The 24,977-nt window shown below is 68.2% G+C and carries 23 protein-coding genes; 7 read left to right on the top strand and 16 right to left on the bottom strand.

Translation table 11 applies throughout. The features are described from left to right. The first annotated feature begins 479 nt into the window (after window positions 1-479). Entirely contained in the window at window positions 480-1,508 is a 1,029-nt protein-coding gene (locus IEW07_RS16180; protein WP_188539116.1) for a hypothetical protein, read from the top strand. 318 nt (window positions 1,509-1,826) lie between these two features. Here IEW07_RS16180 and IEW07_RS16175 read toward each other — a convergent pair whose 3' ends face one another. Beyond that, on the bottom strand, window positions 1,827-2,645 hold the full coding sequence (locus tag IEW07_RS16175; RefSeq protein ID WP_188539106.1) for an alpha/beta fold hydrolase: 819 nt from the start codon (window positions 2,643-2,645) through the stop codon (window positions 1,827-1,829). 441 nt (window positions 2,646-3,086) lie between these two features. On the opposite strand from IEW07_RS16175, the gene IEW07_RS16170 reads away from it, so the two are divergent. Beyond that, a complete protein-coding gene (locus tag IEW07_RS16170) occupies window positions 3,087-4,109 on the top strand; it encodes a tyrosine-type recombinase/integrase (protein ID WP_229741914.1) in 1,023 nt (340 codons plus the stop codon). A 148-nt stretch (window positions 4,110-4,257) separates the two neighbouring features. Here IEW07_RS16170 and IEW07_RS16165 read toward each other — a convergent pair whose 3' ends face one another. The 11 genes from IEW07_RS16165 to IEW07_RS16115 all read right to left on the bottom strand — a co-directional run bounded on the left by IEW07_RS16165 (window position 4,258) and on the right by IEW07_RS16115 (window position 18,088). Beyond that, entirely contained in the window at window positions 4,258-5,205 is a 948-nt protein-coding gene (locus IEW07_RS16165; protein ID WP_188539102.1) for a LysR substrate-binding domain-containing protein, read from the bottom strand. A 260-nt stretch (window positions 5,206-5,465) separates the two neighbouring features. Then, window positions 5,466-6,449 carry an electron transfer flavoprotein subunit alpha/FixB family protein gene (locus IEW07_RS16160; protein WP_188539100.1) on the bottom strand — a complete coding sequence of 328 codons (984 nt, stop codon included), beginning with the start codon at window positions 6,447-6,449 and terminating at the stop codon, window positions 5,466-5,468. 12 nt (window positions 6,450-6,461) lie between these two features. Next, the gene (locus IEW07_RS16155) at window positions 6,462-7,235 is read right to left on the bottom strand and encodes an electron transfer flavoprotein subunit beta/FixA family protein (RefSeq protein WP_188539098.1); all 774 of its coding nucleotides are present in this window, start codon (window positions 7,233-7,235) and stop codon (window positions 6,462-6,464) included. Continuing rightward, on the bottom strand, window positions 7,232-8,680 hold the full coding sequence (locus IEW07_RS16150; protein WP_188539096.1) for an FAD-binding oxidoreductase: 1,449 nt from the start codon (window positions 8,678-8,680) through the stop codon (window positions 7,232-7,234). The genes IEW07_RS16155 and IEW07_RS16150 overlap by 4 nt, the downstream gene beginning before the upstream one ends. A 22-nt stretch (window positions 8,681-8,702) precedes the next feature. After that, the gene (locus IEW07_RS16145) at window positions 8,703-10,160 is read right to left on the bottom strand and encodes an aldehyde dehydrogenase family protein (protein WP_188539094.1); all 1,458 of its coding nucleotides are present in this window, start codon (window positions 10,158-10,160) and stop codon (window positions 8,703-8,705) included. A gap of 30 nt (window positions 10,161-10,190) precedes the next feature. Continuing rightward, the gene (locus IEW07_RS16140; RefSeq protein ID WP_188539092.1) at window positions 10,191-11,570 is read right to left on the bottom strand and encodes an MFS transporter; all 1,380 of its coding nucleotides are present in this window, start codon (window positions 11,568-11,570) and stop codon (window positions 10,191-10,193) included. A 42-nt stretch (window positions 11,571-11,612) separates the two neighbouring features. Next, window positions 11,613-12,746 (bottom strand): CaiB/BaiF CoA transferase family protein, encoded by a 1,134-nt coding sequence (locus IEW07_RS16135; RefSeq protein ID WP_229741913.1) that lies wholly within the window; start codon window positions 12,744-12,746, stop codon window positions 11,613-11,615. Between the two features lie 32 nt (window positions 12,747-12,778). Then, a complete protein-coding gene (locus IEW07_RS16130) occupies window positions 12,779-13,972 on the bottom strand; it encodes a mandelate racemase/muconate lactonizing enzyme family protein (protein ID WP_188539088.1) in 1,194 nt (397 codons plus the stop codon). Next, entirely contained in the window at window positions 13,969-15,234 is a 1,266-nt protein-coding gene (locus tag IEW07_RS16125) for a CaiB/BaiF CoA transferase family protein (RefSeq protein ID WP_188539087.1), read from the bottom strand. Before IEW07_RS16125 ends, IEW07_RS16130 begins: the two co-directional genes overlap by 4 nt. Continuing rightward, a complete protein-coding gene (locus IEW07_RS16120; RefSeq protein ID WP_188539085.1) occupies window positions 15,231-16,424 on the bottom strand; it encodes an acyl-CoA dehydrogenase family protein in 1,194 nt (397 codons plus the stop codon). The genes IEW07_RS16125 and IEW07_RS16120 overlap by 4 nt, the downstream gene beginning before the upstream one ends. Before the next feature lie 485 nt (window positions 16,425-16,909). Further along, the gene (locus IEW07_RS16115; protein ID WP_229741912.1) at window positions 16,910-18,088 is read right to left on the bottom strand and encodes an IS30 family transposase; all 1,179 of its coding nucleotides are present in this window, start codon (window positions 18,086-18,088) and stop codon (window positions 16,910-16,912) included. 148 nt (window positions 18,089-18,236) lie between these two features. On the opposite strand from IEW07_RS16115, the gene IEW07_RS21455 reads away from it, so the two are divergent. The 4 genes from IEW07_RS21455 (at window position 18,237) to IEW07_RS16095 (ending at window position 21,741) form a co-directional block, all read left to right on the top strand. After that, window positions 18,237-19,286 (top strand): tyrosine-type recombinase/integrase, encoded by a 1,050-nt coding sequence (locus tag IEW07_RS21455; RefSeq protein ID WP_188539084.1) that lies wholly within the window; start codon window positions 18,237-18,239, stop codon window positions 19,284-19,286. A 363-nt stretch (window positions 19,287-19,649) separates the two neighbouring features. After that, window positions 19,650-19,955 (top strand): DUF4193 domain-containing protein, encoded by a 306-nt coding sequence (locus IEW07_RS16105; RefSeq protein ID WP_188539083.1) that lies wholly within the window; start codon window positions 19,650-19,652, stop codon window positions 19,953-19,955. A 350-nt stretch (window positions 19,956-20,305) separates the two neighbouring features. Then, window positions 20,306-20,548, top strand: coding sequence for a hypothetical protein (locus tag IEW07_RS16100; RefSeq protein WP_188539082.1), 243 nt, complete (start codon window positions 20,306-20,308; stop codon window positions 20,546-20,548). Next, on the top strand, window positions 20,545-21,741 hold the full coding sequence (locus IEW07_RS16095; RefSeq protein WP_188539081.1) for an arsenate-mycothiol transferase ArsC: 1,197 nt from the start codon (window positions 20,545-20,547) through the stop codon (window positions 21,739-21,741). The genes IEW07_RS16100 and IEW07_RS16095 overlap by 4 nt, the downstream gene beginning before the upstream one ends. A 64-nt stretch (window positions 21,742-21,805) precedes the next feature. Here IEW07_RS16095 and IEW07_RS16090 read toward each other — a convergent pair whose 3' ends face one another. The 4 genes from IEW07_RS16090 to IEW07_RS16075 all read right to left on the bottom strand — a co-directional run bounded on the left by IEW07_RS16090 (window position 21,806) and on the right by IEW07_RS16075 (window position 24,023). After that, on the bottom strand, window positions 21,806-22,006 hold the full coding sequence (locus IEW07_RS16090) for a hypothetical protein (protein WP_188539080.1): 201 nt from the start codon (window positions 22,004-22,006) through the stop codon (window positions 21,806-21,808). Between the two features lie 291 nt (window positions 22,007-22,297). After that, window positions 22,298-22,747 (bottom strand): ester cyclase, encoded by a 450-nt coding sequence (locus IEW07_RS16085; RefSeq protein WP_188539079.1) that lies wholly within the window; start codon window positions 22,745-22,747, stop codon window positions 22,298-22,300. Between the two features lie 216 nt (window positions 22,748-22,963). Continuing rightward, complete coding sequence (locus IEW07_RS16080) at window positions 22,964-23,362, bottom strand: hypothetical protein (RefSeq protein WP_188539078.1); 399 nt, start codon at window positions 23,360-23,362, stop codon at window positions 22,964-22,966. Between the two features lie 424 nt (window positions 23,363-23,786). Continuing rightward, the gene (locus IEW07_RS16075) at window positions 23,787-24,023 is read right to left on the bottom strand and encodes a hypothetical protein (protein ID WP_188539076.1); all 237 of its coding nucleotides are present in this window, start codon (window positions 24,021-24,023) and stop codon (window positions 23,787-23,789) included. A gap of 186 nt (window positions 24,024-24,209) precedes the next feature. Here IEW07_RS16075 and IEW07_RS16070 point away from each other — a divergent pair, with 186 nt between their 5' ends. After that, complete coding sequence (locus tag IEW07_RS16070; RefSeq protein ID WP_188539074.1) at window positions 24,210-24,914, top strand: arsenate-mycothiol transferase ArsC; 705 nt, start codon at window positions 24,210-24,212, stop codon at window positions 24,912-24,914. The last annotated feature ends 63 nt before the right edge of the window (window positions 24,915-24,977 follow it).

The following is a 24,977-nucleotide window of genomic DNA, read 5'->3' as shown; positions in this document are numbered from 1 at the left end:
GGACTCGACGAGGACCAGATGCACCATCACCGCCGGCTCAGGTGTGCAGCGGTCATGGTCGGTCACCGGCTCACGATTGCACCACAACCGCCCTGCGCCCGAGCCGAGGAGTCCGGGAGGCGACGATCATGGCGAGATGGACACCACCGTCTACGGAGGATCGGATCGCCACGATGCGCACCGGTCAGACCGAGTACCGCAACGACGTACAAGGGACGCTCTTCTGGGTGCGCACCAGAGAGGACACCGGTGGGCAGTACAGCCTGCTCTACGCGGAAGCCCCGCCGGCGCCGACGCTGAGTGCGGACCGTGCGCGATCATCGCTGCGGGGCGTCGATCTGGGCAGACTGTCGCCCCTCCCCGAAGGGGTGACCTGCCGACCGCTGTCTCGGTAGCCTGGCCGGAAGCGGTCACCGTGCCGCCGTACGCCTCGGTCGGCCGTTCCGGCCACGGCAGGACCAGTCGACGAAAGGACCGCCGTGGACGACGAGGAGCGCAACGGAGTGGACATGCACAGGTTCGAGACCTACGCGGCCCGCATGAACAAACTCGCCGTGCGACTGACCCCTTTCACCGATGAGGAGGAGTGGGACGGGGTCACAGTCGACGACTACGGTGAACCCGCCCCCGCCGAGGCAACCCCCGAGGCCAAGGCGCTGGCCGGGGCGATCTGGGTGGCGTGCGAGCTGCTGATCGACGACCTGTTCGAGGACCTGCGCGAGCTCGGCCAGGACGGCGAGATCGACCCCGACGCCTTCCTTCGCGCCTTCGATGAGCTGCCACCGGCCTTCATCACCCACTACAACGCCCTGTTCCTGAAGAAGTTCATCACCGTCGTCGTCGACCTTGGCCGCCAGCTCGTCGCCGGCCAATGGGCCCTCACCTGCGTGGCCCAGGAGCTGGCGCTGCGGATGGTGCTGGACCGGGTGGAGACCGTGCAGGAGATCTACGGCCTGACGCTCGACGACGACTGGCAGAGCTGGGCCGAGGCGAGGCTGTTCGAGGACCTCGACCACCAGTGGCTCTACAACCCGCGGATGGACGGCTTCGAGGAAAACCCCGGCTTCGCCGAGGAAACCGGCGCGGCGAACCTGCGTATCGACCAGTGGTTCGACCCGTTCCGCCGTGACACGGTGATGAACCCCTACGCCGCCGCCGAGTCCACATGGCCTCCCGAGGGCGAGAAGGACGAGGAGGACGACGAAGCGGAGATCAGGATCTCCTACGAGGAGACGTCCTGGCAGGCCGAGGAGACCATGACGACGCCGTGGCTGATCCGCCCCGACAGCGTGGAGGCCCTGCGCGCCATCGACCCGGAAGACTTCCGCTCCGCTGTGCGCGAGTTCACCAAGGACCGGCCCTTCCTCGAGCTCGACGACGCGCTGCACGCTGTGCTGCGGACGTTCGGGGTGCATTCCAAGGCCCCGGATTCCGAGCACCCGCGGGAGACCGGCTGGCTGCTGTTCGAGTTCGACCTGGTCAATCCCGCCCGCTCCGTCCAGCTCTGACCGGAACGCAGTCGGCGTGCAGTGGCCAGGCTGCTGACCGTCAACGCCGACGGCTCCTACAGCATCCGCATCCCGTCCGAGGACGACCGCATCATCACCGTGCCCGATGGCGGCAACGCCGAGGTGGTTGCCCGGGCCGCAGCCGCACGGACGCGGCTGGGAGATTTGCAGCCTGCCCGCCGCTGCAGACGCCGCCGCTGTTGCCGGACGTCGCGTCCTGCACCGCCCAACGGTGGGGCGAAGCCGCTCATGCCAGGGATCGTTTCATGATCAATGTTTCACGGTTGATCGGACTCCACATGTTTCACGGTCAATGCTTCACGCGGTGTCCCGCCAGAAGTTCCGGACCAGACGGGTGACCTCGGCAGGCTCTTCCAGCGGGGCGAGGTAGGCGGCCTCGTCGACCGTTGCGGCGGATCCGTGTGGGAGCAGCCGGCTGGCCGCCTCGGCCTGGGCTGGGGACCAGTCCGGATGCTCGGAGCCGGTGATGAACAGCGTCGGCACGGAGACCAGGGACAGCATAGGGGTCAGGTCCGGTCTGCGCAGCGAGATGGACTCCACCGCGTTGGCCATCCCGTGCCGGTCGGCGCCGGCGAACGCTGAGCGCACCAGCCGTTGGGCCTCCCGGTCACGCTGGTGGGTCTGCGCCGAGAGCAGCGCGCCGGCGACGGCGTCCCGGATGAACGTCACGGGACCGGCGAGCCGGTAGACGTCGAGCAGGGCACGGACCCGCAGGCGGTTCTTGAGGGTGTAGGCGTGGACGGGTGCGCCGATGGCGATCAGGCTCCGGCACCGTTGCGGCCAGGTGGCGGCGAAGACGATCCCGACGTGGCCGCCCCAGGCGTTGCCCACCCAGTCCACCGGCTCCTGGATCTCCAGGGCGTCGATCACCGCCGCGGCCGCGGCCGCGCAGTCCTCGAGGGTGTACCGGTGGCCGGGGTCCGAGCTCGCCCCGTGGCCGGGCCCCGTGACGAGCACCAGTCGGCGGTCAGCGGCCAGGTCCCGCTCCACCCGCGTCCAGGAGCTGTCATCGACGAACAGGCTGTGCCACAGCAGCGCCACCGGGAGTCCGGGGTCACCAACGGTGCGGACCGCCAGCGTGCCCACCGGGGTCTCGAGCCTGAAGTGTTCGGACATCGACGTACCGCCGTTCCTCGACCTGTCGTCCGGTGCTTAGCGTCCGCAGGTGACGTCGCACTGTCAACGCTCGGTTCCGGGCGTACCGTCACGATCCCGCCGCGGTGTGCACTACGGATGATCGGCCTGCCGCACACATGAGGTGGTGAACCCCTTCCAAGGGGTCTTGAGAGGGGTCTCCACGACCGCTTGTGCATGTCGTGTCGTAGTAGTGCAATAAAACGACACGCCATGCTCGCACAGGTGCCTCTCCCCTGGTTGCATTGAGCCCTATCGTGACTGAGGATGCGGTCAAGTTCCCGCTGCCTGAAGGGCCGTCCTAGTGACTCTGGAACGGTGGTGAACATCGGTGGCCTGGAATTGAGCCGGACGAGACGAGGGCGCGGTGATCACCCGCCGCGCGAAGGAGTGCTGCACGTGGCCTTGCCGCCGACACCGACCGTGATCCCGCTTCACGAGGCGGTGGGCCGCTACCTGGAGTCCTGCCGGCGCAGGGCGATGATCCGGCGGCTGTCGGCGGCCACCGTGACCAACTACACCGTGGACCTGCACCGCTTCCTCGAACTCCTCCCAGCAGCCGGTGAGCACACCACCGAGTCGGTCACCGGCTCCCACGTCGACGAGGCGTTGCTGGCCTATGCGAAAACTGCCGACCACCGCACCAAACTCGCCCCCAGTGAGACGGGTCAGGACCCGCGGCGGCGGATGGCCGCCACCGACGCCGGCGCCAAGGCCCCGGGCTCGACCCTGCGGATGCGCCGGAGCCTCTCGCGGTTCTTCGCCTACTGCGTGGAGCAGTCCTGGGCCACGGTCTCCCCCATGCGCACCTCCGAGATGGAACCCAAGGACGAGGGGAAGCTGCGGGTGGAGCGCACCTCCCTGGACCTCGCCCAGGCCAAGGCCCTGCTCACCCACGGGCCCGGGGACGCAACCTCCAACCCGCACCAGGACCGCGACGCCATCGCCCTGGGGCTCATGGGGGTCCTCGGCCTGCGGGCCGGAGAGATCGTGGCCCTGGACGCCGACCAGCTCACCCGCGCCACCCCCACCGCCCCGGCGTCGGTGCAGATCTACGGCAAGGGCCGCACCTGGCGCACCGTACCGCTCCCACCCTGGCTGGAGGAGCTCATCGTGGCCTACCGGGCACGGCTGGGCACCGATGCGCCGACGGCACTGTTGCTCTCCCCCACCGGGCGCCGGCTGGCGGTGCGCGACATCGAACGGCTGCTCGAGCGGGCGGTCAAGCGCACCCGGGCCGCGGACCCGGCCCGGGCGCGGGCGGTGGTTCCGCACGGGCTGCGCCACACCGCGGCCACCCTGATGCTGGCCGAGGGATGGGACGTGAAGGTCGTCGCCCAGCTGCTGGGCCACACCACGGTGCACACCACGTCGAAGTACCTCGATGAGCTGCCCGGGGAACTGACCGTGGCGGTCAACGCCCACCCCCTCACCTCGGGACGGTGAGTGGCAGTGCTGGGAACCATCTGCTCCTGGGATCCCATGACGACGTGCGTCAGGCCTTTTCCGAATTCCCACTAAAGTGACCCCGATTGGGTGTGCCGTTTGGTATTCCTGGGCCCACGAGGGTCCTTTTGCGGTCGAGTGGGAACAGTCAATTCTCGCGATGTGTCCGGGAACTTGTTTCCTGTTGAAGGGTTTTCAAGAAGGCTTTAGTGGCCCGGCCTAACGTGAGTTCCGGGGACCACACGGCAACTACCCGGACGGGTCGGATCTCCTCATCCTTGAGATCCAGGATCCGCACGGCCGCGCCCTCGTGGGATATATCGGTCTGTGGCCGCTGAAGGGTGATGGACCAGCCCAGACCACGGCCGGCCAGCGACCGGACGGTCTCGAAGTTCTGGGACCGGAACTTCACTTCCGGGCGTACACCGGTGTTGTGGAAAATCATTCGAGCATGCTCTGCGCTGGTCGGGCTGTCGAGGAGGATGAAGGGTTCATCCACGAGTTCTTGAATGGAAACTGCTTTTCCGGAGACGGCAAGAGGATGTTTCGCCGAAAGCAGGACTCCAGGGATGCACGTGTCGATCAGCATTTCCTGGAGTCCTGCTGGCAGTCCGATGTCATAGGCCATGACCAGATCGAGCGTCCCGGTCTCCACCATCGTCATGAGGTCTTCGTGAGCGGCCTCGATGAAGTTGAGGCGGGCGGATGGATGGTCCTCTTGAAACTTTTCGATGAGTCCGGGCAGGAGTCCAGGGCCCAGGCTCGGGAAGCACCCTATGGTGACAGTGCCAGTGGTTTCCGTGGCGTCTTGGGCCTCCTCCTGGAACTCCGCGACATTCGCGAGGATGTTCCGGCCCATCGGCAAGAGGCTTCGGCCGGTACTGGTGAGCGTGATCCCGTGGGCTCGTCTCCGGACCATCAAGGTGGCACCGAGGGTTTTCTCCAGCTGACTCAGTGCGAGGGACACTGCAGTCTGCGACAGGTAGAGTCTCTCCGCGGCAATGGTGATGGATCCCGACTCGGCGGTGACCACGAAGATCTGGATCTGTCGTATGGTCACACCAAAAGATATGTCCAGGTCCCGCTCTGCCGCCATGGACAGTTCCTCTCACCCTTGATGCCTAAGTGGCGCGTTGTGTGTTGCCGATGTCGCTGAGGCTCGATCAACAGGGCCAACTGGGATCCTCCCGGTGAATCACCCCTGCCGCCGTGCCCTGAATTGCATCCCCGGAGGCAGGACGCACTCGTCACTGTGTCATGTCTTTTCTGCTCGGAGCTGTGACCTAGCGCCTGACCCGACGCACCGGCGGAGCCCCCTACCGACTCATGCGTACCGGACTGCGCCGGACGGATGCGTCAGGACGAGTGTTTCAGGAGATCGACGAGTTGCGGGACCACCGTGGAGATGTCTCCGATGACACCGAGGTCGGCGAGCTCGAAGATTGGGGCGTCGGGGTCCTTGTTCACCGCGATGATGGTGTCGGCGGTCTGCATGCCCATCCGGTGTTGGAGTGCACCGGAGATCCCCAGGGCGATGTACACCTGAGGGGAGACGACGACGCCGGTTTGTCCCACCTGCAGCTCTCGTCCGCAGTAATCGGCCTCGACGGCGGCCCGCGACGCCCCCACAGCGGCGCCCAGTACGTCGGCAAGGTTCTCCACAAGGGCAAATTTTTCGGCGGAGCCCACGCCGCGCCCCCCGGAGACGACGATCTTGGCGTTCTTGAGGGCGGGACGACCCGTGGTGGGGGTGGGGCCCCCCGGGCTCCGTCGAGTCGTGACCTTCGCAGCACGGTTAGGGGCGAGGTCCACGCTCAGCGGCTCGGCGGTGCACGTGGTCGCGCGGGCGTTGTCGTCTGTGCCGGCGCGTTCCCGGAGGCAAAGCACAGAGACGGCCCCATCGGTGGGCACAGCGGCGCGGACAGTGTAGGACCCTCCCCACACTTCTTGGACCGTCGTGAGGTGGCCGTCCTCCGTGTCCGCCTCGACGACGTCGTTCAGATAGGCCCCGTCCAGGAGCACCGCCAGACGGCCCCCGACTTCCCTTCCGGTGGTCGTACTGGGCAGCACGACGGCAGCCGCATCCGGGACCGCACGGAGGGCCGCCTGCAGCAGTGCGACCTCACGCACGACGAGCAGGTCGTCCTCGGGGCGGTGCTCCACGTACGCTTGCTCGACCCCGAGGGCGCCGAGGTCCTCGGCGATCTCATCACGCTCCTGACCGGCGGAACTGAGCACGGCGACGGGTGCACCGAGACGGGTGGCGGCCTCCAGCAGACCGCGGGCGTTCGTGTCGAGAGTCCCTGTCCAGGAACCGAGGTAGACCAGTACATTTTTCATCGCAGTCATCCTTCAGATCGCCTGGTTCTGACGCAGCAGATCAACGATCTGTTGCGCTGCGGTGCCGTTGTCCTCGACGAGCACACCGCTCGAGCGTGGGGGACGCGGCACGGTCTCGAGCATGCGGATCCTTGAGACCTCGCTCGTAGAGACCGGCAGATCGGCGGTGGAGAGGATCCGCAGGGTCTTCTTCTTCGCGGCCATGATGCCCTTGAGGTTCGGGGTCTTCGGCTCAGCGGCTTGTTCGGTCACCGACACGATGCAGGGGAAGTCCGCGGAGAGCTCGACCACGCCTGTTTCGTCGGTCCGTTCACCGGTGACTCCGGATTCCGAGACGGACAGCGAACACAGGTAGGTGGCTTGGGCGTAGTCCAGGCGCTGCGCGAGCATGGCGGGCACGGCTCCTGTCTTACCGTCGGTGGATTCGCATCCTGCAATGACCAGGTCCGGTTCAACGGTGCGCAACGCCGTTGCCAGCACCGCTGAGGTGCGCACCGCGTCGGAGCCTGCGAGGGTGTCATCCAGCACATGCACCGCGGAGTCCGCGCCGACGGCGAGGCAGCGCCGGAGAGCCTCACCGGCGCTGGGCGGACCCATGGTGAGCACCACGATCTCAGTATCGGTATCGGCCGTGTCCCGCAGCCGCAACGCGGCAGCGAGGGCGCGCTCGTCGATCTCGTCGAGCACGGCCTCGGTGGCCGCCCGGTCTACGAGACCGGTCTCCGGGTCCAGAGCACGGGGTCGGTTGGTGTCCGGTACCTGTTTGATCAGCACGGCAATCTTCATGCTGTCCTCCTGTCCGTCGAGGTGTCCTGGGCCAGACCCATGCACCCCGGATTGAGCAGTCCGGCGGGATCCAGCGCGAATTTAATGGCCCGGTGGACCGCCATCCCGGTCTCGCCCACCGATTGCGCGAAGCGGTCGCACTTCATCCGACCCACACCGTGCTCACCGGTGACAGGGCCGCCGAGGTCGAGGGCGATGTCGAGGATGTCCTGGTAGACGGCGGCCGCAGCGTCGAGCTGTCCCTCCGCATCGGAGTCCATCACGATCATGGGATGGACCGTCCCGTCCGCCGCATGTCCGTGGACGCCCACGTAGATGCCTCGGTTCCGTGATGCCTGCCCGATCCGCTCGATGAGCTCGGCGACCTTCGTGCGCGGCACCGTGGTCTCGTGCAGGATCCAGGTGCCCTCCTGCTCGAGGGCGGACTCCAATGACGACCAGTAGTTCATGAGCATCTGTCCCTCGGCCAGGTCCTCCGCGGCGTAGACCAGGGTGGCTCCGGCCTCCTCGCACGCGGTGCCGAAGGCGTCCAGCGCCGCCGAATTCTCAGTGTCGGACTGGCCGAACAGGACGGCTTTCGGGGACGGTCCGTCCTCGTTGAGGGGGGCTTCCAGATACCGTTCCACGGAGGAGACGCAGCGTTCGTCCATGATCTCGAGCAGGCTCAGCGTGTGGCCGGTCGCCAGGAAGCGCGTCACGGCGTCGACGGCGCGGTGGACGTCGTCGAAGGTGGCCAGGGTGGTGGAAGGAGCCGGGGGGCTCACGCTCAGGGCGAGCTGGGCCTCGGTGATGATGCCGAGGGTGCCCTCGGAGCCGACGAACAAGCGGTTGAGGTCGTAGCCGGTGACCCCCTTGAGCGTGTTGCGCCCGGTCCGGAGCACCTCCCCAGAGGCGAGGACCACGGTCAGGCCCCGTACGGCATCGCCCGTCACCCCGTACTTGGCGCCGCAGGGACCCGCGGAGCCGTTGGCCAGGTTCCCCCCGATCGTGCACCAGTCCGCGGAGGTCGGGTCCGGGGCGTAGAACAGGCCGTGCTCCTGGGCTGCGGTCTTCACCTCCAGGGTCACCGCACCGGCCTGCACCGTGGCGACCTGCGCCTCCTCATCCACACTGATGTCGTTCATCCGGGTCAGCACCAGGGTGATGGCGCCGTCGACGGCGTTGGCCGCCCCCGTCATCCCGGAGCCGGCACCCCGGGGAATGATCGGGACACCGGCCCGGCCACAGGCGAGCACGACGGCCGAGACCTCCTCGGTGGTGCGGGGGCGGACCACCGCCAGCGGCAGACCCACTTCTCCCAGCGGCTGCATGTCACGCCGGTACGGCTCCATCGTCTCGGGGTCGGTGAGCACGTGGTACGTCCCGACGATCTCCACCAGCTCGAGCAGGAGCTCGTGGGCAAAGGCCCCGGTTCCGGTGCCGGATTCCAGCGTTGTCGATTCCATGGTCTGTCTTTCTCCGGGCTCTCTAGAACGGGTAACGTTCGATGTCGGACTGGACGGTCACCCACTGCTGATCGGTGAAGGTCTCCAGATTCGCCTTCGCGCCACCGAAGTGACCGCCGACCCCTGAGGCCTTCGTACCGCCAAAGGGGATGACGGCTTCATCGTCGACCGTCTGATCGTTGACGTGCACGATGCCGGTGATGATCCGGTCCGCGAGTTCCATCCCTCGGTACGCGTCGGCGGTCAGGATGCCCACGCTGAGGCCGTACTCGGAGGAATTGATGACCTCCACGGCCTCGTCCAGCGTCTTGTAAGCGATGACGGGAGCTACGGGGCCGAATACTTCCTCCCGCCAGGCCGGCATCTGCGGGCTCAGGTCGGTGAGAACCGTGGGGCGGTAGAAGAGGTCGTCGTATGTCCCACCGGCCGCGAGGGTGCCGCCGGCCCTAACGGTGTCCTCCACGAGGCGATGGACGCGGTCCCGCTGCGCCTCGTCGATGAGGGGGCCCAGGGCGTTGCTCGGGTCGGTGGGGTCACCGACCAGCAGGGACCGGGCCTTCTCGGCGAGCCTGCGGGTGTACTCCTCGGCGATGGAGGAGTGCACGAGGTGCCGTCCGGCGGTCATGCAGATCTGTCCCTGGTGCAGGAAACTGCCCCATGCCCCAGCGGTTGCGGCCGCGTCGACGTCAGCGTCGGGCAGGACGAGCAGGGCGTTGTTACCTCCCAGTTCCAGATGCACTCGCTTGAGCAGAGGACCGGCTGCCTCGGCGATCTTCCGGCCAGCCGCGGTGGAACCGGTGAAGGAAATGCACGGCACCTGGGGGTGGCGCACCAGCGCCTGTCCGATTTCGACCCCTCCAGGCAGGACGTGCAGCACGCCTGCGGGGAGACCGGCCTCGGCCAGGAGCTCGGCCAGCAGCAGGCCACCCGAGATGGGGGTGCGCGGGTCCGGTTTGAGGACCACGGCATTGCCCACAGCCAACGCGGGCGCCACCGAGCGCAGGGCGAGGATCGCGGGGAAGTTGAAGGGGGCGATGACGCCGACGATGCCCAGGGGCACCCGTCGCGAGACCGACAGCCGGGGCTTGGCGGAGCGAAGGATCTCACCATAGGGGGTAGAGGCCAAGGCGGCGCACTCGTGCAGCTCGGAGACCAGCAGACCCACCTCGAAAGCAGCCTTGCCCTGGCCCGACCCGGACTCGCGGACGAGCCAGGGGAGCAGACGGTCGGGGTTCTCCTCGAGCAGCTGGGCGGCGCGTCGCAGGACCCGGGCGCGGGCGTCGTAGGGAAGGGCGGCCCACTTCCGCTGTGCGGTGATGGCCGCATCGACGGAGCGGTCCAGGTCCTCGGTGCTGGCGGCGCCGACCGAGGCGAGCACCTCTCCCGTGGCGGGAGCCTGAACCTCCAGAGTGCCGGCCCCGCCCTTGCGCCAGGTCCCGTTGAAGATCTTCTCGGTCCAGATGAGGTCTGTGGTGATCATGGTGTGTTCCCTCGGATCGGTGGGACGGGGTCAGTGGGTGCCAGCGGGTGCCGGATCGGCGGCGCTGCGCTGCTGGGCATCCTCGGGGCCGATGTCCGCCTCGTTGCTCTCCCGGGCGAGGAAGATCAGGACGAGGGCGCTGAGCATGCAGATCCCGATGAGGTACCAGATGACGCCGGTGACGTCACCGTCCCCGGCGGCGAAGATGGTCGAGGCGAAGACGGGGGTGAATCCGCCGCCGAGCAGGGCTGCGATCTGGTAGCCCAGCGACGCTCCGGTGTACCGGGAGGTGGTGCTGAAGTTCTCGCCCAGGAACGCCGCCATGGGCCCGAAGGTCATGCTCTGAAACAGGCTCAGGGCCACAAGGAACGCCACGACGACGGACCAGGTCTGTCCGCTGCCGAGCATCGAGAAGAGGGGGAAGGCGAGCAGGGGCATCAGCAGCAGGCCCGCCAGCATCACGGGACGCCGGCCGAAGCGGTCAGACAGGGCCGCGAACACGGGGATAGTGACCGTGGCGAACAGCTGGGAGAAGGCGAAGGCCCACAGGGCGGTGGAGCGGTCGGTCCCGTTGAGCACGGCGTAGGTGATGACGAACGTGGAGAACAGCGCCTGGATCGCGAAGGCGCCCATGCCCACGATGCCCACCGTCAGCAGGGTGCGCGGGCGGCGGAGCACCTCGAGGACCGGCAGGGGCTTCTTCGCCGCACGCCCTGCGTCCTGCAGCGCGACGGCCGCCTCGAACACGGGGCTCTCGGTGATCTTCATGCGGATGTAGAGGCCGATGACGAGCAGCACGGCGGAGAAGAAAAACGGGATGCGCCAACCCCATGCCAGGAAGTCGTCCTCGGGCAGGAGGGCGAACAGGGCCAGGGCGGCGGTCCCGAGGAACGCACCCATGGGCCCCCCGGCGTTGGCGAACGAGGCCGCCAGGCCCCGGCTCTTCGTCTCGGCGTGCTCCAGGGACATCAGGGCGGCGCCGCCCCACTCACCGCCGATGGCGATGCCCTGCAGGGCGCGCAGCACCAGGAGCATCACGGCGCCCCAGGTCTCGATCGGCGGAACGAAGCCGATGAGCACGGACACCACGCCCATTGTGGTCATGGAGATGAGCAGCATCCGCTTGCGGCCGACGCGGTCACCGAAGTGGCCGAACAGGACCCCGCCGATCGGCCGAGCCAGATACCCGGTGGCGAAGGTCATGTATGAGGCGACAGTGGCCATCATCGGGTCGAGGTTCGCGAAGAACACCGGGCCGAAGACCAGCGAGGCCGCGGTGGCATAGAGGATGAAGTCGTAGAACTCGATCGTGGAGCCGAGATAGCTCGAGGCGATCACCCGGCGGATCTGCTTCTTGTCCTTGACGGGATCGATGGCCGGTGCATCCGACCGGTTCGGGGTGGTGGACATGTAGGACTCCTGGAAAGACGGATCGGATGAGAGAGGGGCGTGTCAGACGCGGACCCGGTCGAGGACGGCCCCGGTGGCGAGCACGGCGTCCGGGTCAGCGGCTCCCCATGCCCCCAGTGCCTGAGCTGCCGGGATCTCGTAGGGTGCGCTGGGTGCGGGCGGCTCTCCCGGGGTGGTCCTGCTGAAACGGGGCGCGGGGGCCGGCTCATGGTGCCCGTCGCGCTCGATGAACGTTCCCCGGGCCGCGAGATGGGCCGAGCGAGGCGCCTCGGCCATGGACAGCACCGGGGCTACGCAGGCGTCGGTGTCCTCGAACACGGCAGTCCACTCGTCGCGGGTGCGGGACCCGAACACCGCGGTGAACGTCTCCCGCAACTGGGGCCACCCGTCCTGGTCCCACTGCCGGGGCAGGTCTGCCACGGCGAGGCCCAAGCCATCGAGGAGTTGGGCGTAGAACTGTGGTTCCAGGGCTGCGACGACCATGTGGCGGCTGTCAGAGGTCTCGTAGACGTCCACGAAGGGTGCACCCGAATCGATAAGGTTGGTGCCGCGCTCATCGGTCCAGGCCCCGCCGTTGAACAGGGAGTAGGGCGAGGCCATCAGATGCGACACGCCGTCCACGATGGCGGCGTCCACGACCTGTCCTTGCCCGGACCGGCCGGCTTCCCACAGCGCGGCCAGGACCCCCGAGATGAGGTACATTGCCCCGCCACCGAAGTCTCCGACGAGGCTGAGTGGCAACTGCGGCGGGCCCCCGGCGCGCCCGATGGCGTGCAGAGCTCCCGTGTGGGCCAGATAGGTGGGGTCGTGCCCGGCCCGCTGGGCGAGCGGTCCTTCCTGCCCCCATCCCGTCATGCGACCGATGACGAGGCGGGGATTGCGCTCGAGGCACACCTGCGGCCCCACCCCGAGCCGCTCCAGGACACCGGGGCGGTAGGAGTCGAGCAGGACGTCGCTCTGCTCGACCAGGCACAGGAGCGCCTGGGCGCCGCCGGGGTGCTTCAGATCGACGGTGATGCGCTGCTTGCCCCGCTGGAGGGTGTCGAAGCGCGGGTCGATGGGCATGTCGAACCCGCCCTGCTGCCGGTCGATCCGCAGGACCTCGGCGCCCAGGTCCGCGAAGTACATGCCAGCAAACGGAACAGGACCGATGCCTCCGAGTTCCACGATCCTCATGCCCGACAGCGGGCCGCTGCGCCGCGCCTCCATCAGACGAGGACCAGCCGCTTCGAGGAATCACCGACGGTCTTGATGGTCTTGCCCGGGGTGATGTTCGCGGCGATGAACTCCTCGTTGAGCTCGATGCCGTAGCCGGGGCCCTCGTTCGGGTAGAGCTTGCCGTCCTTGAAGATGGGGACCTGCAGGGCGATGTCCTGCCGGATGACCTCTTGGTCGTTCTCCATCTGGTTGTTGATGATCAGCGGGCCGATGTTCTCGTGGGTGAACTGGGAGGCCCACTGATTGGCGATCATCAAATGGGCGGAGGGGCTCGCCTCCAGTCCGGAGCCGATCATGCAACCGCTCATCACCGGCAGGTCCGCGAGACGGGCCATGGTCAGCCAGCGCTGGGCCTTCACCAGGCCACCGGCCTTCTGCATCTTGATGAAAAGCCCGTCCGCGGCGCGGCGGTCGATGATCTCCTTGAGGTGGTGCAGCTCCTGCGCGGATTCGTCCGCGAAGATCGGCGTGCCCACCCGTTGCCGCAGGCGCGCGAGGCCCTCGATGTCCCAGTGGGGAAGGGGCTGCTCGATGCAGTACATGTTGAACTCGTCGAGGCGCCGGGTCGTGTGCAGGGCCTGGTCGTAGTGCCAGAACCCGTTGACGTCGAGGACCAGGCGGACGTCGTCGCCGATCTCCGCCCGGATAGCGCGCACGTTGCGCACGTCCTGGTCGGCGTCGCCGCCGCTCTTGATCTTCACGAGGCAGAACCCGGCATCGAGTGCCCGGCGGGCCTCCGCGGCCATCTCCTCGGGAGTCCCGGCGCCGGCGACCCAGCCCTGGGGGGAGCCGTCGATGGTCTTGCCGCCCAAGAGCTGGTAGACGGGCATGTTCGCGACCTTGCCCTTGAGGTCGTGGAGGGCGAAGTCCACCAGCGCCTTGGCCTGGTTGTTGTCACGGACGAAGGTGTCCATCTGGCCGACGATCTTCTCGATATTGAGGGGGTCATGGCCGATGAGGAACCGGGGAGCGATGTACTGCTCGATGATCGCCATGATCGAGTCCTGAGTTTCGCCGCGGTACCAGGTGGAGGTGTCGCCGCCGTCGCCGAAGCCGACGTGGCCCGAGTCGGTGAAGATCTTCAGGACGACACCGTGGATGTGAGTGATCTCGGTGCCGGGCATGTGGAACGCCTTCTTGAGCGGCGTGGAGACAGGGATGAGTTCGATATCGGTGATCTTCACGGGGTGACTCCTTGCAGGACGTGGTCGGTGGGGTCGGGAATGGTGGTGGCACCCGCGGTCTGAAGAGCTCGGATCTTCTCGGGCCCGTAGCCGGCCTCCCGCAGCACCTGCTCGCTGTGCTCCCCCAGGAGGGGGGCGCGTCTCCGGATCGTCGCAGGGGTCCGACTGAGCTTCGACACGGGACCGGTGATCTGGGTGGTTCCGCCGGTGCGTGGGTTCTCCACGGTGGGAAGCATCTGGCGGGCGGCGAAGTGCGGGTCGGCGAAGATCGCCTTGGCATCGAGGATCGGCCCCAATGGAACCTTGCCGCCCAGCAGGCCCTTGAGTTCGGCCACCGTGTACCGGGCGGCCCACTCCTTGACGATCGCGTAGACCTCCCCGCGGTGGGTCCAGCGCTTGTTGTCCGTGTCGAACCGGGGGTCCTCGATCAGCTCGGGGCGTCCCATGATCTGGCAGAGCTGGGTCCATTGGGGCCGGTGCGGAGCACCCAGGGCCACCTCGCCGTCCTTGGCGCGCACGGTGTCGAACGGGGCGAAGCCCTGGAGCTGGTTGCCGATCGGCTGCGGGGATCGGCCGGTCGCGTCATAGACGTTGACTGCCACCTCCGAGACGGCGAGGACGCTATCGACCATGGCGGTGTCGACGTACTGCCCCCGGCCCGAGCGCTGGGCTTCGAACAGGGCGGTCATGGTCCCGAAGGCCGCGAACAGGCCCGGGACGCTGTCGCCGATGCCCGAGCCCACGCGCACCCTGATGTCGGCCTCGGGGCCGGTGATGCTCATCAGACCGCCCATGGCCTGGGCCACGATATCGAAAGCCGGCCAGTGCGCGTACGGGCTACGCCCACCACGGTGGTCCCCGAAGCCGCGGATGGAGGTGTAGACCAGACGGGGGTTGATCTCGGCGAGGGACTCGTAGCCCAGACCGAGCCGATCCATGACACCCATGCTGAAGTTCTCGACGACGGCATCAGCGGTACGGACAAGGTCGAGGAAGGCCTGCCGGCCCTCAGGGACCTTCAGGTCCAGCACCAGTGAGCGTTTGTTCCGGTTGGCGTTCTGGAACACGTTGCCAAAATCCTTGTGCTCGTCGTCCTCCGCGAAAGGGCCCGTGCGACGGATCATGTCCCCACGCGGCGGCTCAATCTTGATGACATCCGCGCCGTGATCGGCGAACAGAGAGGTGCAGAACGGGCCGGAGAGGGCTTGGGTGAGGTCGATGATGCGGATGCCGGATAGGGCTCCGGACGCTGAGGGGCTCACGCGGTCGCCTCCTTGCCCAGGATGGACCGGGCGATGACCAGCTTCTGGATCTGCGGCGTGCCCTCGCCGATCTCCAGGCCCGCCACATCGCGCAGCATGGCCTGCAGTGGCAGTTCCTCGGAGTAGCCCGTGTGGCCGTGCAGGACGATGCAGTTCCGAATCGTTTGGAGCGAGACGTCCGTCACCCACCACTTCACCATCGCAGCCTCCTTGGTGAAGCTGCGGTCCGCGTCGGCGAGAGAGAGGGCCCGATAAGACAGCCAGCGTGCGGCCTCGAGCTTGGTAGCGTCTTCAGCGATCGGGAAGCTGACACCCTGGTTGGCTGCGATGGGCTTGCCGAAGGCCTTGCGGTCCTTCACATACTCCTGGGTCAGGTCCAGCGCCTTGCGCGCCACGCCCGAGGACATCAATCCGATGACGGAACGGGTGTAGTCGAACTCCTTCATGACGAGCTTGAAGCCGTTGCCGACGCCTCCGATGACGAGCTCATCCGGGACGAAGGTGTCGTCCATGAACACCGCGGAACGACCCAGCGGCTTCCACCCCGGGTCAGCGAACTTCTGACGGGTGACGCCCTCGGTATCGAACGGGACGAGGAACGCGGTGATCCCACCCTTGATGTCGGGGGTATCCGCGACGCGGGCGAACGTAATCATCGCCTTGGCATGCGGCGCGAAGGTGATCGAGGTCTTCTCACCATTGAGCTTCCAGCCGCCCTCGACACGCTCGGCACGCATCCGCATGGCGGCGGCATCCGAGCCACTGCCGGGCTCGGTGAGGCCGAGGGCCACAATGTGCTCGCCGGCGACGATGCCGGGCACCCATCGGGCGGCCACCTCGGGAGCGAGGAACTTCTCGAGCAGCGGCGCCGTGAGATTGCAGGTGTACGCCAACTGGGCCAGGTAGAAGTTCGCGTAGGCCAACTCCTCATGCACGATCCCAAGATGGACCTTGGTGAGCTCGTCTCCGATGAGGCCCATGCCCCCGTGGATCTCCGAGGTACCAATCCCCAGCAGACCCTGCTCCGCCATGGCCTTGGCCAAATGCCAAGGAAACTCTTCTTGGAGGGCGGTGGGCAGGTAGCTCTCAGCGTGCGGAGCGGCGAAGTCCCGGACCCATGAGGCGAACTCCTCGTACTCGGAATCGAGCATCACGGGAGGGCGGAGGGCGCTGATGGCAGTGGTGCTCATATGGTCTTGCTCCCTGTGGTCGGTGCGGAGGGGACGCGGTGTAGGCCGTGGTATCCCAGAGCGGATGTACTGCTCCGCCGGAGGCAAACACCGATTTCCCTCAGTATGAGCCCGCTCACATCCCATGCACTAACGAGAAAACCATAGGAATCTCCCATGCGGAGCTAAGGAGTGATGCCATCGGCAGGGGTGCCGCTACGACAGTGATGGTGCAAAGGCTTGCGCTGATCACTCAAAACTCCCCATGCCATCAAGCACTTGACTGGCTTGATGAAGAGAGAAACGGTGACCTGCGTTTCCGGTCTCACGGCCATGCATCGGGAAATCGTCAAGCACGGGGCGATGTGGACGGGGAACGAGGCTGTCCGAGTTCGTTCGAGGCCTGATGGGACTGCACCGGTTGCCCGGCTGCGTGTCGACGGCACGTGAAAACTGACCCCGTGGCGGCAGGCGGATTCAACAGCTCGGCGCAACACCGGCGTTTTTCAGCATGACATCTTCGCAGCGAACACGGTGGCCGGCGTCGCCCATTGGAGTACCTTCCGCGGGCGGGTGTTGAGCAGATGCTCTACCCTGGTCAGATCCCCGGCGGTGTGGATGCTCAGGTCCGTGCCTTTCGGAAAGTACTGGCGCAGCAGCCCGTTCATGTTTTCGTTGGACCCCCGCATCCACGGACTGGCCGGTGCGGCGAAGTACACCCCCTCGCTGAACCAGGCGGCCACCAGGTCGTGGCGGGCCATCTCCGAACCCTGATCCCAGGTCAACGTCCGCCGCGCCGGCTGCGGCAGGTGCTCTACCAGAGATTCCAGAGCATCGGTCAGCGCCTGCGCGGCGTGGCCATGGGGCAAGTGCACCAGGCGGACGTAGCGGCTGGTGCGGTCCACCAGCGTGCCGATCGCCGAGCGGCCCTTCGCCCCGACGATGAGGTCGCCCTCCCAATCGCCGATCCGCACGCGGTCTTCGACCACGGCTGGGCGCTGATCGATGAGCAGTCCCGGGGCCACGAAGCGCGGGACGCGCTGGTCGGATCGCCGCCGTCGCCCGCGCATCGACCGGCCCGTGCGCAACTGTGTGGTCAGCCGCCGGTGCAGCCCGCGACGGGTGCCGTGATAGAGCGCCTGATAGATCGTCTCGTGGCACACGTGCCATTCCGGGCGCTGCGGGTGCTCCATCCGTAGCCAGACGGCGATCTGCTGCGGAGACCAGTCCAGCTCGAGCCTGCCCTGAACCATCCGATGGAGCTCCTCATCATGTGCCAGCACCCCAGGCCGCTGCCGCCTGGCGGCGGTGCGGGCCCGGGCATGGGCCAGCACCGGGTCATAGGCTCCGCGATCGTGCTCGGCAGTGTTGCGCCGCAGTTCCCGAGAGACTGTCGAGGGCGCCCGGCCCAGACGGGTGGCGATCGCTCTCATCGACAGGCCCTGTCGGCGCAGCACCGCGATCCGCTCTCGTTCCAGCAACGACAGATAGCGTTCCGACTGCTGCGCCTCGGCTCTCCTGGCCGGAGCCAATCCGCCGAGTTCGGCCCGCCACCGGTACCCGGTTTTGCGCCCGATGCCGACGATCCGGCACGCGTCGACCGTGCCCACTCCGGCCAGAATCAACGCCCAGTACTCGTCCTCCAGGACCAGACGCCGCTTGCGTCCTCTGATGCCCATCTCCATCCCTCCATCTACTAGGGATGTTGCGACGACCGCTAGAACCCACCGTTGAATCCGCCTGCCGAAAAGGGGTCAGCTTTCGCCTGCCGTTGACATCGAGCCGAATAGGACGCGGGCGTGGTGATCGCACGCCACACAAAGGAGCACAGCGATGGCCCTGCCACCACCCCCGACCGAGATCCCACTGTCCGAGGCGGTGGAGCGCTACCTGGAGTCCTGCCGGCGCAGGGCGATGATCCGGCGGCTGTCGGCGGCCACCGTGGGCAACTACACCGTGGACCTGCACCGCTTCCTCGAACTGCTCCCGGCAGCTGGTGAGCACACCACCGAGTCGGTCACCGGCTCCCACGTCGACGAGGCGCTGCTGGCCTACGCCAACACCGCCGACCACCGGCGCAAGCCTGCCCCGGGCGAGCAGGTGGAGGATCCGCGGAAGCGGATGGCCACCACCGACGCCGACGCCAAGGCCCCGGGCTCGACCCTGCGGATGCGCCGGAGCCTCTCGCGGTTCTTCGCCTACTGCGTCGAGCAGTCCTGGGCCACCGTCTCCCCCATGCGCACCTCCGAGATGGAACCCAAGGACCAGGGGAAGCTGCGGGTGGAACGCACCTCCCTGGACCTCGCCCAGGCCCAGGCCCTGCTCACCCACGGGCCCGGGGACGCAGCCTCCAACCCGCACCACGACCGCGACGCCATCGCCCTGGGACTGATGGGGGTCCTGGGCCTACGCGCCGGGGAGATCGTGGCCGCCGACGCCGACCACTTCACCCGCGCCACACCTATTACCCCGGCGTCGGTGCAGGTCTACGGCAAGGGCCGCACCTGGCGCACCGTGCCGGTCCCACCCTGGCTGGAGGACCTCATCGTGGCCTATCGGGGGCGGCTGGGCGCCGACGCCCCGGCCCCGCTGCTGCTCTCCCCTACCGGGCGGCGGCTGGCGGTGCGCGACATCGAACGGCTGCTGGAACGCGCGGTCAAGCGCACCCGGGCGGCTGATCCGGACCGGGCGAGGGCTGTGGTCCCGCACGGGCTGCGCCACACCGCCGCCACGTTGATGCTGGCCGAGGGCTGGGACGTGAAGGTCGTCGCCCAGCTGCTGGACCACTCCTCGGTGAACACCACCTCCCAGTACCTCGACGAGCTGCCCGGAGAGCTCTCCGTGGCCGTCAACGCCCACCCGCTCACGCCGGTGCAGACCTAAAAGGTCATGGCAGAACGAGAAGCGGTTGATCTTCAGCGCCAGCCCCAGCTGGGCCAGGGCGGCCGTGACGGGGAGGCCCGTCGAGCCCGTCGGAATGTGGGTGTTCACATCTCCCCTTCCAGGTTCAGCACCCGCAGCCCCCACCCTTACCTCGGACCTTTGCGGCGAAGGTCAGCATGGTTGACGTCGGACGACGCATGCCATTCATGCCAAGCGGAGGCGCCAACTCCCATGGGTTATCCAGTTCCCAACGGGTCTCGTGTCAGGTGCTGCGGCCCAGGGCCTCCAGGAATAGGCGGGTGACCGGCCGTGTTGTGGCGGGGCGTCCACCCCCACATCCGGCGAAGGAGCACGCGTCTCATCATGGCCACTGATTACGATGCCCCGCGCATCCGCCCCGAGGACGAGCCGGCCAACGAGTCCCTGGAAAGGCTCCGGGCCCGGACCGGCACCACCCCCCAGACGCCGGCGATGGATCTGGAGGACGCCGACACCGCCGAGGGCGTCGACCTGCCCGGGGCTGATCTGTCGCACGAGGAGCTTTCTGTGGCGGTCGTGCCGGAGCTGGAGGATGAGTTCACCTGCGGGTCCTGCTTCCTGGTCCGCCACCGCTCCCAGCTCGCCCGCCAGACCCAAGGTGTGACGTACTGCACCGACTGCGAGGGCTGACCCCTCCAGGCCCCCGGCGGCAGGAACGGTGCAGGCGGGCCGGTGGGGCTCCTTGCCGGACACCATCGGGACCCGGTGTTCCAGCACGGAGAGCTCGGAGATCATGGTCCGCGCCGCCCTCGGATTCCGGCGCCCCTCAGGGATCGCCACCCTATCCGGGAAGAACCGGGGGCCAGGGCCGCCGGGACAAGGAACACCAGAACCTGTACCAGCCCGGCGGTGGAGACCGCAGTGGAGCCTGCCCACTGTGTCGCCGTCTGTCCACCGGTTGGTGGGTCGGATTTCACCCGCTCCGGCCACACTGGGGGTGTCGTCGAGGATTCGACGGCACGGGGGAAGGGGGATCCGCCATGACCGAGAAGCACGTGCCTTCCGAGGACCTGGGCCGACTGAGGGCCGGGGACCGGCTGGAGGCCCACCGGGACGGGGTGGTGCGCCACCGCGGGATCGTCGAGGAGACCGTCCCGGCGCTGGGCGTGGTGTGGATCAGGGAGCGGGGCAGCGGGGCCCGGAAGATGCTCAGCACCGACGACTTCGAGCTGCGCTGTGACCGTCATGCGCACACCATCGCCGGCCGCCAGGGGCTCTCGTGAGAGAGCCGACCACCGATCTGAGCACCCCGGCGCTGCTGCAGCGGGCCGGGCAGCACCTCACCGACCACTTCGCCGGGGTGTTCTTCCCCGAACTGGTCGACCGCTACGTGGCCCAGGCTTATGCGGGACTGGCGGCCACCGCGCGGATCCAGACCTATCTGGCGCCGATGGCCGTCCACGACGCCGGAACGAGGTTGGCAGCCCTGGCCCGGGCCAGAGGGGCGGCCTCGGCACCGGTGCGTCAGGTGCTGTTCGTCGACGCCCACGACACCGGCCCCGCCCAGGTCGCTGCCGGGCTGCTGGCCCACCACGCCGGGACCGCGGTGGTGACCCGCTCGGCAGGGATCGACCCGGGGACCGCGGTGGACCCGCACGCGGTGGAGGTGCTGGCCCAGCACGGGACCGAGCCGGCCGGGCTGACCCCGAAACCGGTGACCGAAGGTGCGCTGCGCGCCGCGGACTGGGTCATCACCCTGGGCGATCCAGCACTCGGCACGATCCCTGCGGGGACCGCCGTGCAGCACTGGCCGGTCGAAGGCCTTCAGGGCGGGGGCGGGGGGCCGTGGTGGACGATCTGGACACCCGGGTCCAGGACCTGTGGGTGGAGATCACCGCCTCCCCCGCCTCCCCCCGGCCGTGCGGGGCGCCGGGATCCTGAGGTGGTTGCGGCCCCGAGGACCGGGCTGCGCCTGGTCGTGCTCACCACCCCGACCGCGGTGGCGGTGCTGGTGCTGTTCGCAGTCCCCGGGGCCGTGGTGGGCGTGGTGCTGTACCAGGACCACCGGCGAACCACCGGCCAGCCCGCCACTGCCGGTACTGTCCTGGAGCCCCCGGGCCGAGGCAGCACCCGACCACTGATCATCTCCGACATCGCTGCCCCGGAGGCATCCATGATGGACGACATCACTGTGAACTGGGTCCAGGCCCGTCTGCTGCGCCAGGCACTGGAGGGCACCCGCCTCACGCCGCACCGGCTGTGGATGCACTACCTCGGCCACGGCGGGGCCGTCGGGGAGGTGGAGCTCCAGGCGTACCTGCACGAGCTCCTGCACCTGCCCGCCGTGGAACGCGACCGGCTGATGCACACCGCCACCGCGCTGCTGGATCCCCGCTGCCACCCGTTCCTGCCCTGCACGGGCGAGCTGCTGGGCTCCGAGAAGACCCAGTGCCACCGCGCAGACCACCAGGACTGACTCAGCACACACCCGGCCCGGTCCCGGCCCCGGAGGACCCGGGGCTCAGGGGATGCAGCGGGGGTCAGAGCAGCCCGGCGGCCACCAGCAGCCCCAGCCCGGCGGCGACCAGGACGGCCGGCCCGGTGTAGGGCACCGTGCGGACCGTGACCTGCCCGGTGCGCCCGTAGCGCTGACGGCGCCGGCGGTCGGAGGCCATCGGCCAGGCGATGGCCGCCATCAGGAGCAGACTGCTGAGCAGGGTCAGCTGCAGGTCATAAGTCACTCAGAAAATATTAGATCCGACGCTCCTGCCCCCCGCGCCCGAACGAGCACCTCAGCGGTGCCGGGAGGGGTGTTCTTGCCCACACCGGGCACCGACAGGCCACCAGCGGATCCGCAGGACGTAGCGACCCCACCGACGGGTCCGAGGCGGAGGAGGGCCCCGGGACATGAGAATGCCCTAGCCGGCTGGCGCGTGGGTGCTCTCTTCCAAGATGTGGCCGGTCCTGCCCACGGCAGGACCGGCCACATCGGGGTCGGGCGTTGCCGGCGGTTCCACGCCCCGGTGAAGGGGTCAGCCTCGCTGAGGGTGTGCTTCCTTCAGCTGGTGGAGGATGCCGACCGCGTCGTAGTAGCGGTGCTCTTCCACGACCGTGCCCTCGGGGCCGAAGCGGCAGAAGAACGCCACCGCGAACCGCAGCCGGTGCCCGGTGGGCGGCAGCGTTCCGGTGGGCAGCACCAGCGGCCCGGCGTACACCCCGGAGATCGTCATCTCCACCGCCGCGTTGTCCTCGTCGGTGATCACGCGGGTCAGCTCCCCGGCCACGTCGGGCATCGCGGTGATGTAGGCCTGGGCGTGGTCCTGGACGGGTTTCCGGCCGCGCTGCGGCTGCTGGTAGGCCGGGTCGTCCACCACAGCGTCCTGGGCGTAGCGGGCGCCGACACCGACGGCGTCGTGGGCGTTGAAGGCCGCCATCCACTGCGTGATGGCTTCCCGATGGTCGTGCCGTGCTGATGCGCCCACGATGAGCTCCCCCCTGGGTGGACACCCTGCTCGGTGCCGGGTCTCCTTCGACGGTAGGAGCCCGGGGACCAGGCCCCAAGCAGCGCACCAGATGTTCGCCCAGCCGTCGCCTGCCGGACATGCCGGGTGCCTCCGTGGCCCCGAGCACGAGGTGTCTCGGGTACGGCGGCGGGAGGACACGGGCGATCACCCTGGGGTGTGGCCTGCCGGGCCCGGTCAGGGGGTGCGGGTCAGGTCCAGGTAGTGCTCCCCGGTGTAGCGGTCGGTGCGCAGCCGCTTCTCCAGCGGCCCCTCATAGATCACCAGAGCATGGTGCAGCAGCTCGGTCACACTGTGGGGGCCTACGGTGATCTGTTGTCCGAAGGGGCCGTCTATCTGTTGGCGGGGCGCGACGACGCTGCCGGGGTCGAGCCCGATCACCTGACCGTCGGAGTCCAGCAGCTCACCGATGAAATACTCGTGCGCGCGCTGATCGGCGTAGACACTCACGCGCACGGCCTGAGGATAGTGGTGGTGCAGGTGCTCCACGAGCACGCCGAGCACCTTTTTGGCATAGGTTCGCTTGGCCTTGAGGAGCTTGGTCTCTGCGGTAGCCAGGACGGATTGAGCGCTCATCGGGTCACTCCACAGAAAGAAGACGGCGCCGGCGTCCAGGGCGAGGTGTCCGTGGGAGCCGGCCGGATAGCCGCGCAGGTACCACTGAAGCAGATTCCCGCCCGGTCCCCCAGGGCAGTACCGACAGCACGTGGAAATTAGCCCCGTAGCGGCGGCTGGTGTCCGCACTGGCCGCCATGTCGCCGGTACATGACGGGAACGGGGATCAGGGGGCATAGGCGGCGGCCGACCCGACAGAAGGCCTACGGGGCGCGGGGCCAAGGTGCGGTCAGTGGCGTAGCCGGCGTTCTCCACCGGCGGAGGGGCCAGTGGCCCGCCGGTGCAATTGCCCGGTGGCGGCCCGCCCCGGTGTGCATCAAGCAGCGGGACGGGTGTTCAGCGACCCTTGAACCGCCAGGGGCGGCGCACCCTGCACGGACGGGTTTCAGACCACGGCGGAGACCACCAGCAGCCCCAACCCCACCGCGATCAGCACGACCGGGCCCAGCACGGGGGCATCGGAGCGGGGCAACGCGTGGTGTGGGTCTACCCGCAGCCGGCGGGCCCGGCGACGACGGGAAACCCAGGAGTGCAGTGGCGGCCAGCCGATCCCGCCCAGCAGGACCACCGTGCTGAGCAGGACGAACTCCACCTCCAGGACCATGGCCTCCATCGTAGGCACACCCCTGGTGTTCACCGGCACGCCATGTGTTGTTCATCGGGGCACGCCAGGATGTAACTCACATCACTGGATCGGGGTGGCTCGGGAACTCGGGGGGACGCCGAGCACCTGGGACGGGATGCCCTGCACCGGGGAGCCGACCGAAGTCACCGCTGATCCCGTGTGCCTTATCCACCGGAGGGTCTCATGAGCGAGCAGGGCGTTGATCTTTCCGCACCGGGGGTGCTGCAACGCACCGCGGAACCGCTGGCCACCCACTACGCCGGGGTGTTCTTCCCCGAACTGGTCGAGCGCTGCGTGGCGCAGGCCCACGCCGAACTCGCCCGGGGCGCGCGGATCCAGACGTATCTGGTGCCCATGTCTTTGCGCCTGGCCCGAGAACGTCTGCGGGGGCTGGCCGCGACCCGGGCCGACAACGGCGTCCTGGCCACCGGGCCGGGCGCAGCTGAGGCACCGGTGCACCAGGTGCTGTTCGTCGACGAGGACGACACGGGCCGGTCCCAGATCGCCGCGGCCCTGCTGGCCCACCACGGCGGGGAGGCGGTGGTGGCCCGCTCGGCCGGGGTCGTGGCCGGGGACGCGGTGAACCCCCTCGTGTCGACGGTGCTGTCCGAGCGCGGTATGCAGATGGCGCGCCTGTACCCGAAGCAGGTCACCGATGAGGTGGTGCGCGCCGCCGACCGGGTGGTCACCTTCGGCGCCCGTGACGGCATCCGGCTCCATCCCGGCACCGCCCACGAGCACTGGAGTGTGGGGGGCCTGTTCCACAACACCAGTGCGGACCGGGCCCGGGAGATCACCGAGGCCATCGACGCCCGGGTGCAGGAACTGGTGCAGCGGATCCGCACCGATGCGCGCGTCACCGCTGCGGCTACCACCACGGCCCGCTGAGGTCGACAGCCCCGTCATCGCCTCTCGATGAGCCCTCGCCCCGCTCAGGACTGGGTCCGGAAA

It is taken from the genome of Kocuria dechangensis, assembly GCF_014636775.1.
In the GTDB taxonomy this organism is placed as follows: Bacteria; Actinomycetota; Actinomycetes; order Actinomycetales; family Micrococcaceae; genus Kocuria; species Kocuria dechangensis.
Note: the sequence above shows the minus strand (reverse complement) of the source record. Positions and strands in the feature narration are given on the sequence as shown.

Bases quoted from the DNA above. Each gene is read 5' to 3' on its own strand.
- IEW07_RS16175 (WP_188539106.1), bottom strand. From the start codon at position 2,645: ATGTCCGAACACTTCAGGCTCGAGACCCCGGTGGGCACGCTGGCGGTC.
- IEW07_RS16165 (WP_188539102.1), bottom strand. From the start codon at position 5,205: ATGGCGGCAGAGCGGGACCTGGACATATCTTTTGGTGTGACCATACGA.
- IEW07_RS16160 (WP_188539100.1), bottom strand. From the start codon at position 6,449: ATGAAAAATGTACTGGTCTACCTCGGTTCCTGGACAGGGACTCTCGAC.
- IEW07_RS16155 (WP_188539098.1), bottom strand. From the start codon at position 7,235: ATGAAGATTGCCGTGCTGATCAAACAGGTACCGGACACCAACCGACCC.
- IEW07_RS16150 (WP_188539096.1), bottom strand. From the start codon at position 8,680: ATGGAATCGACAACGCTGGAATCCGGCACCGGAACCGGGGCCTTTGCC.
- IEW07_RS16145 (WP_188539094.1), bottom strand. From the start codon at position 10,160: ATGATCACCACAGACCTCATCTGGACCGAGAAGATCTTCAACGGGACC.
- IEW07_RS16140 (WP_188539092.1), bottom strand. From the start codon at position 11,570: ATGTCCACCACCCCGAACCGGTCGGATGCACCGGCCATCGATCCCGTC.
- IEW07_RS16135 (WP_229741913.1), bottom strand. From the start codon at position 12,746: ATGAGGATCGTGGAACTCGGAGGCATCGGTCCTGTTCCGTTTGCTGGC.
- IEW07_RS16120 (WP_188539085.1), bottom strand. From the start codon at position 16,424: ATGAGCACCACTGCCATCAGCGCCCTCCGCCCTCCCGTGATGCTCGAT.
- IEW07_RS16115 (WP_229741912.1), bottom strand. From the start codon at position 18,088: ATGGAGATGGGCATCAGAGGACGCAAGCGGCGTCTGGTCCTGGAGGAC.
- IEW07_RS21455 (WP_188539084.1), top strand. From the start codon at position 18,237: ATGGCCCTGCCACCACCCCCGACCGAGATCCCACTGTCCGAGGCGGTG.
- IEW07_RS16105 (WP_188539083.1), top strand. From the start codon at position 19,650: ATGGCCACTGATTACGATGCCCCGCGCATCCGCCCCGAGGACGAGCCG.
- IEW07_RS16100 (WP_188539082.1), top strand. From the start codon at position 20,306: ATGACCGAGAAGCACGTGCCTTCCGAGGACCTGGGCCGACTGAGGGCC.
- IEW07_RS16080 (WP_188539078.1), bottom strand. From the start codon at position 23,362: ATGAGCGCTCAATCCGTCCTGGCTACCGCAGAGACCAAGCTCCTCAAG.
- IEW07_RS16070 (WP_188539074.1), top strand. From the start codon at position 24,210: ATGAGCGAGCAGGGCGTTGATCTTTCCGCACCGGGGGTGCTGCAACGC.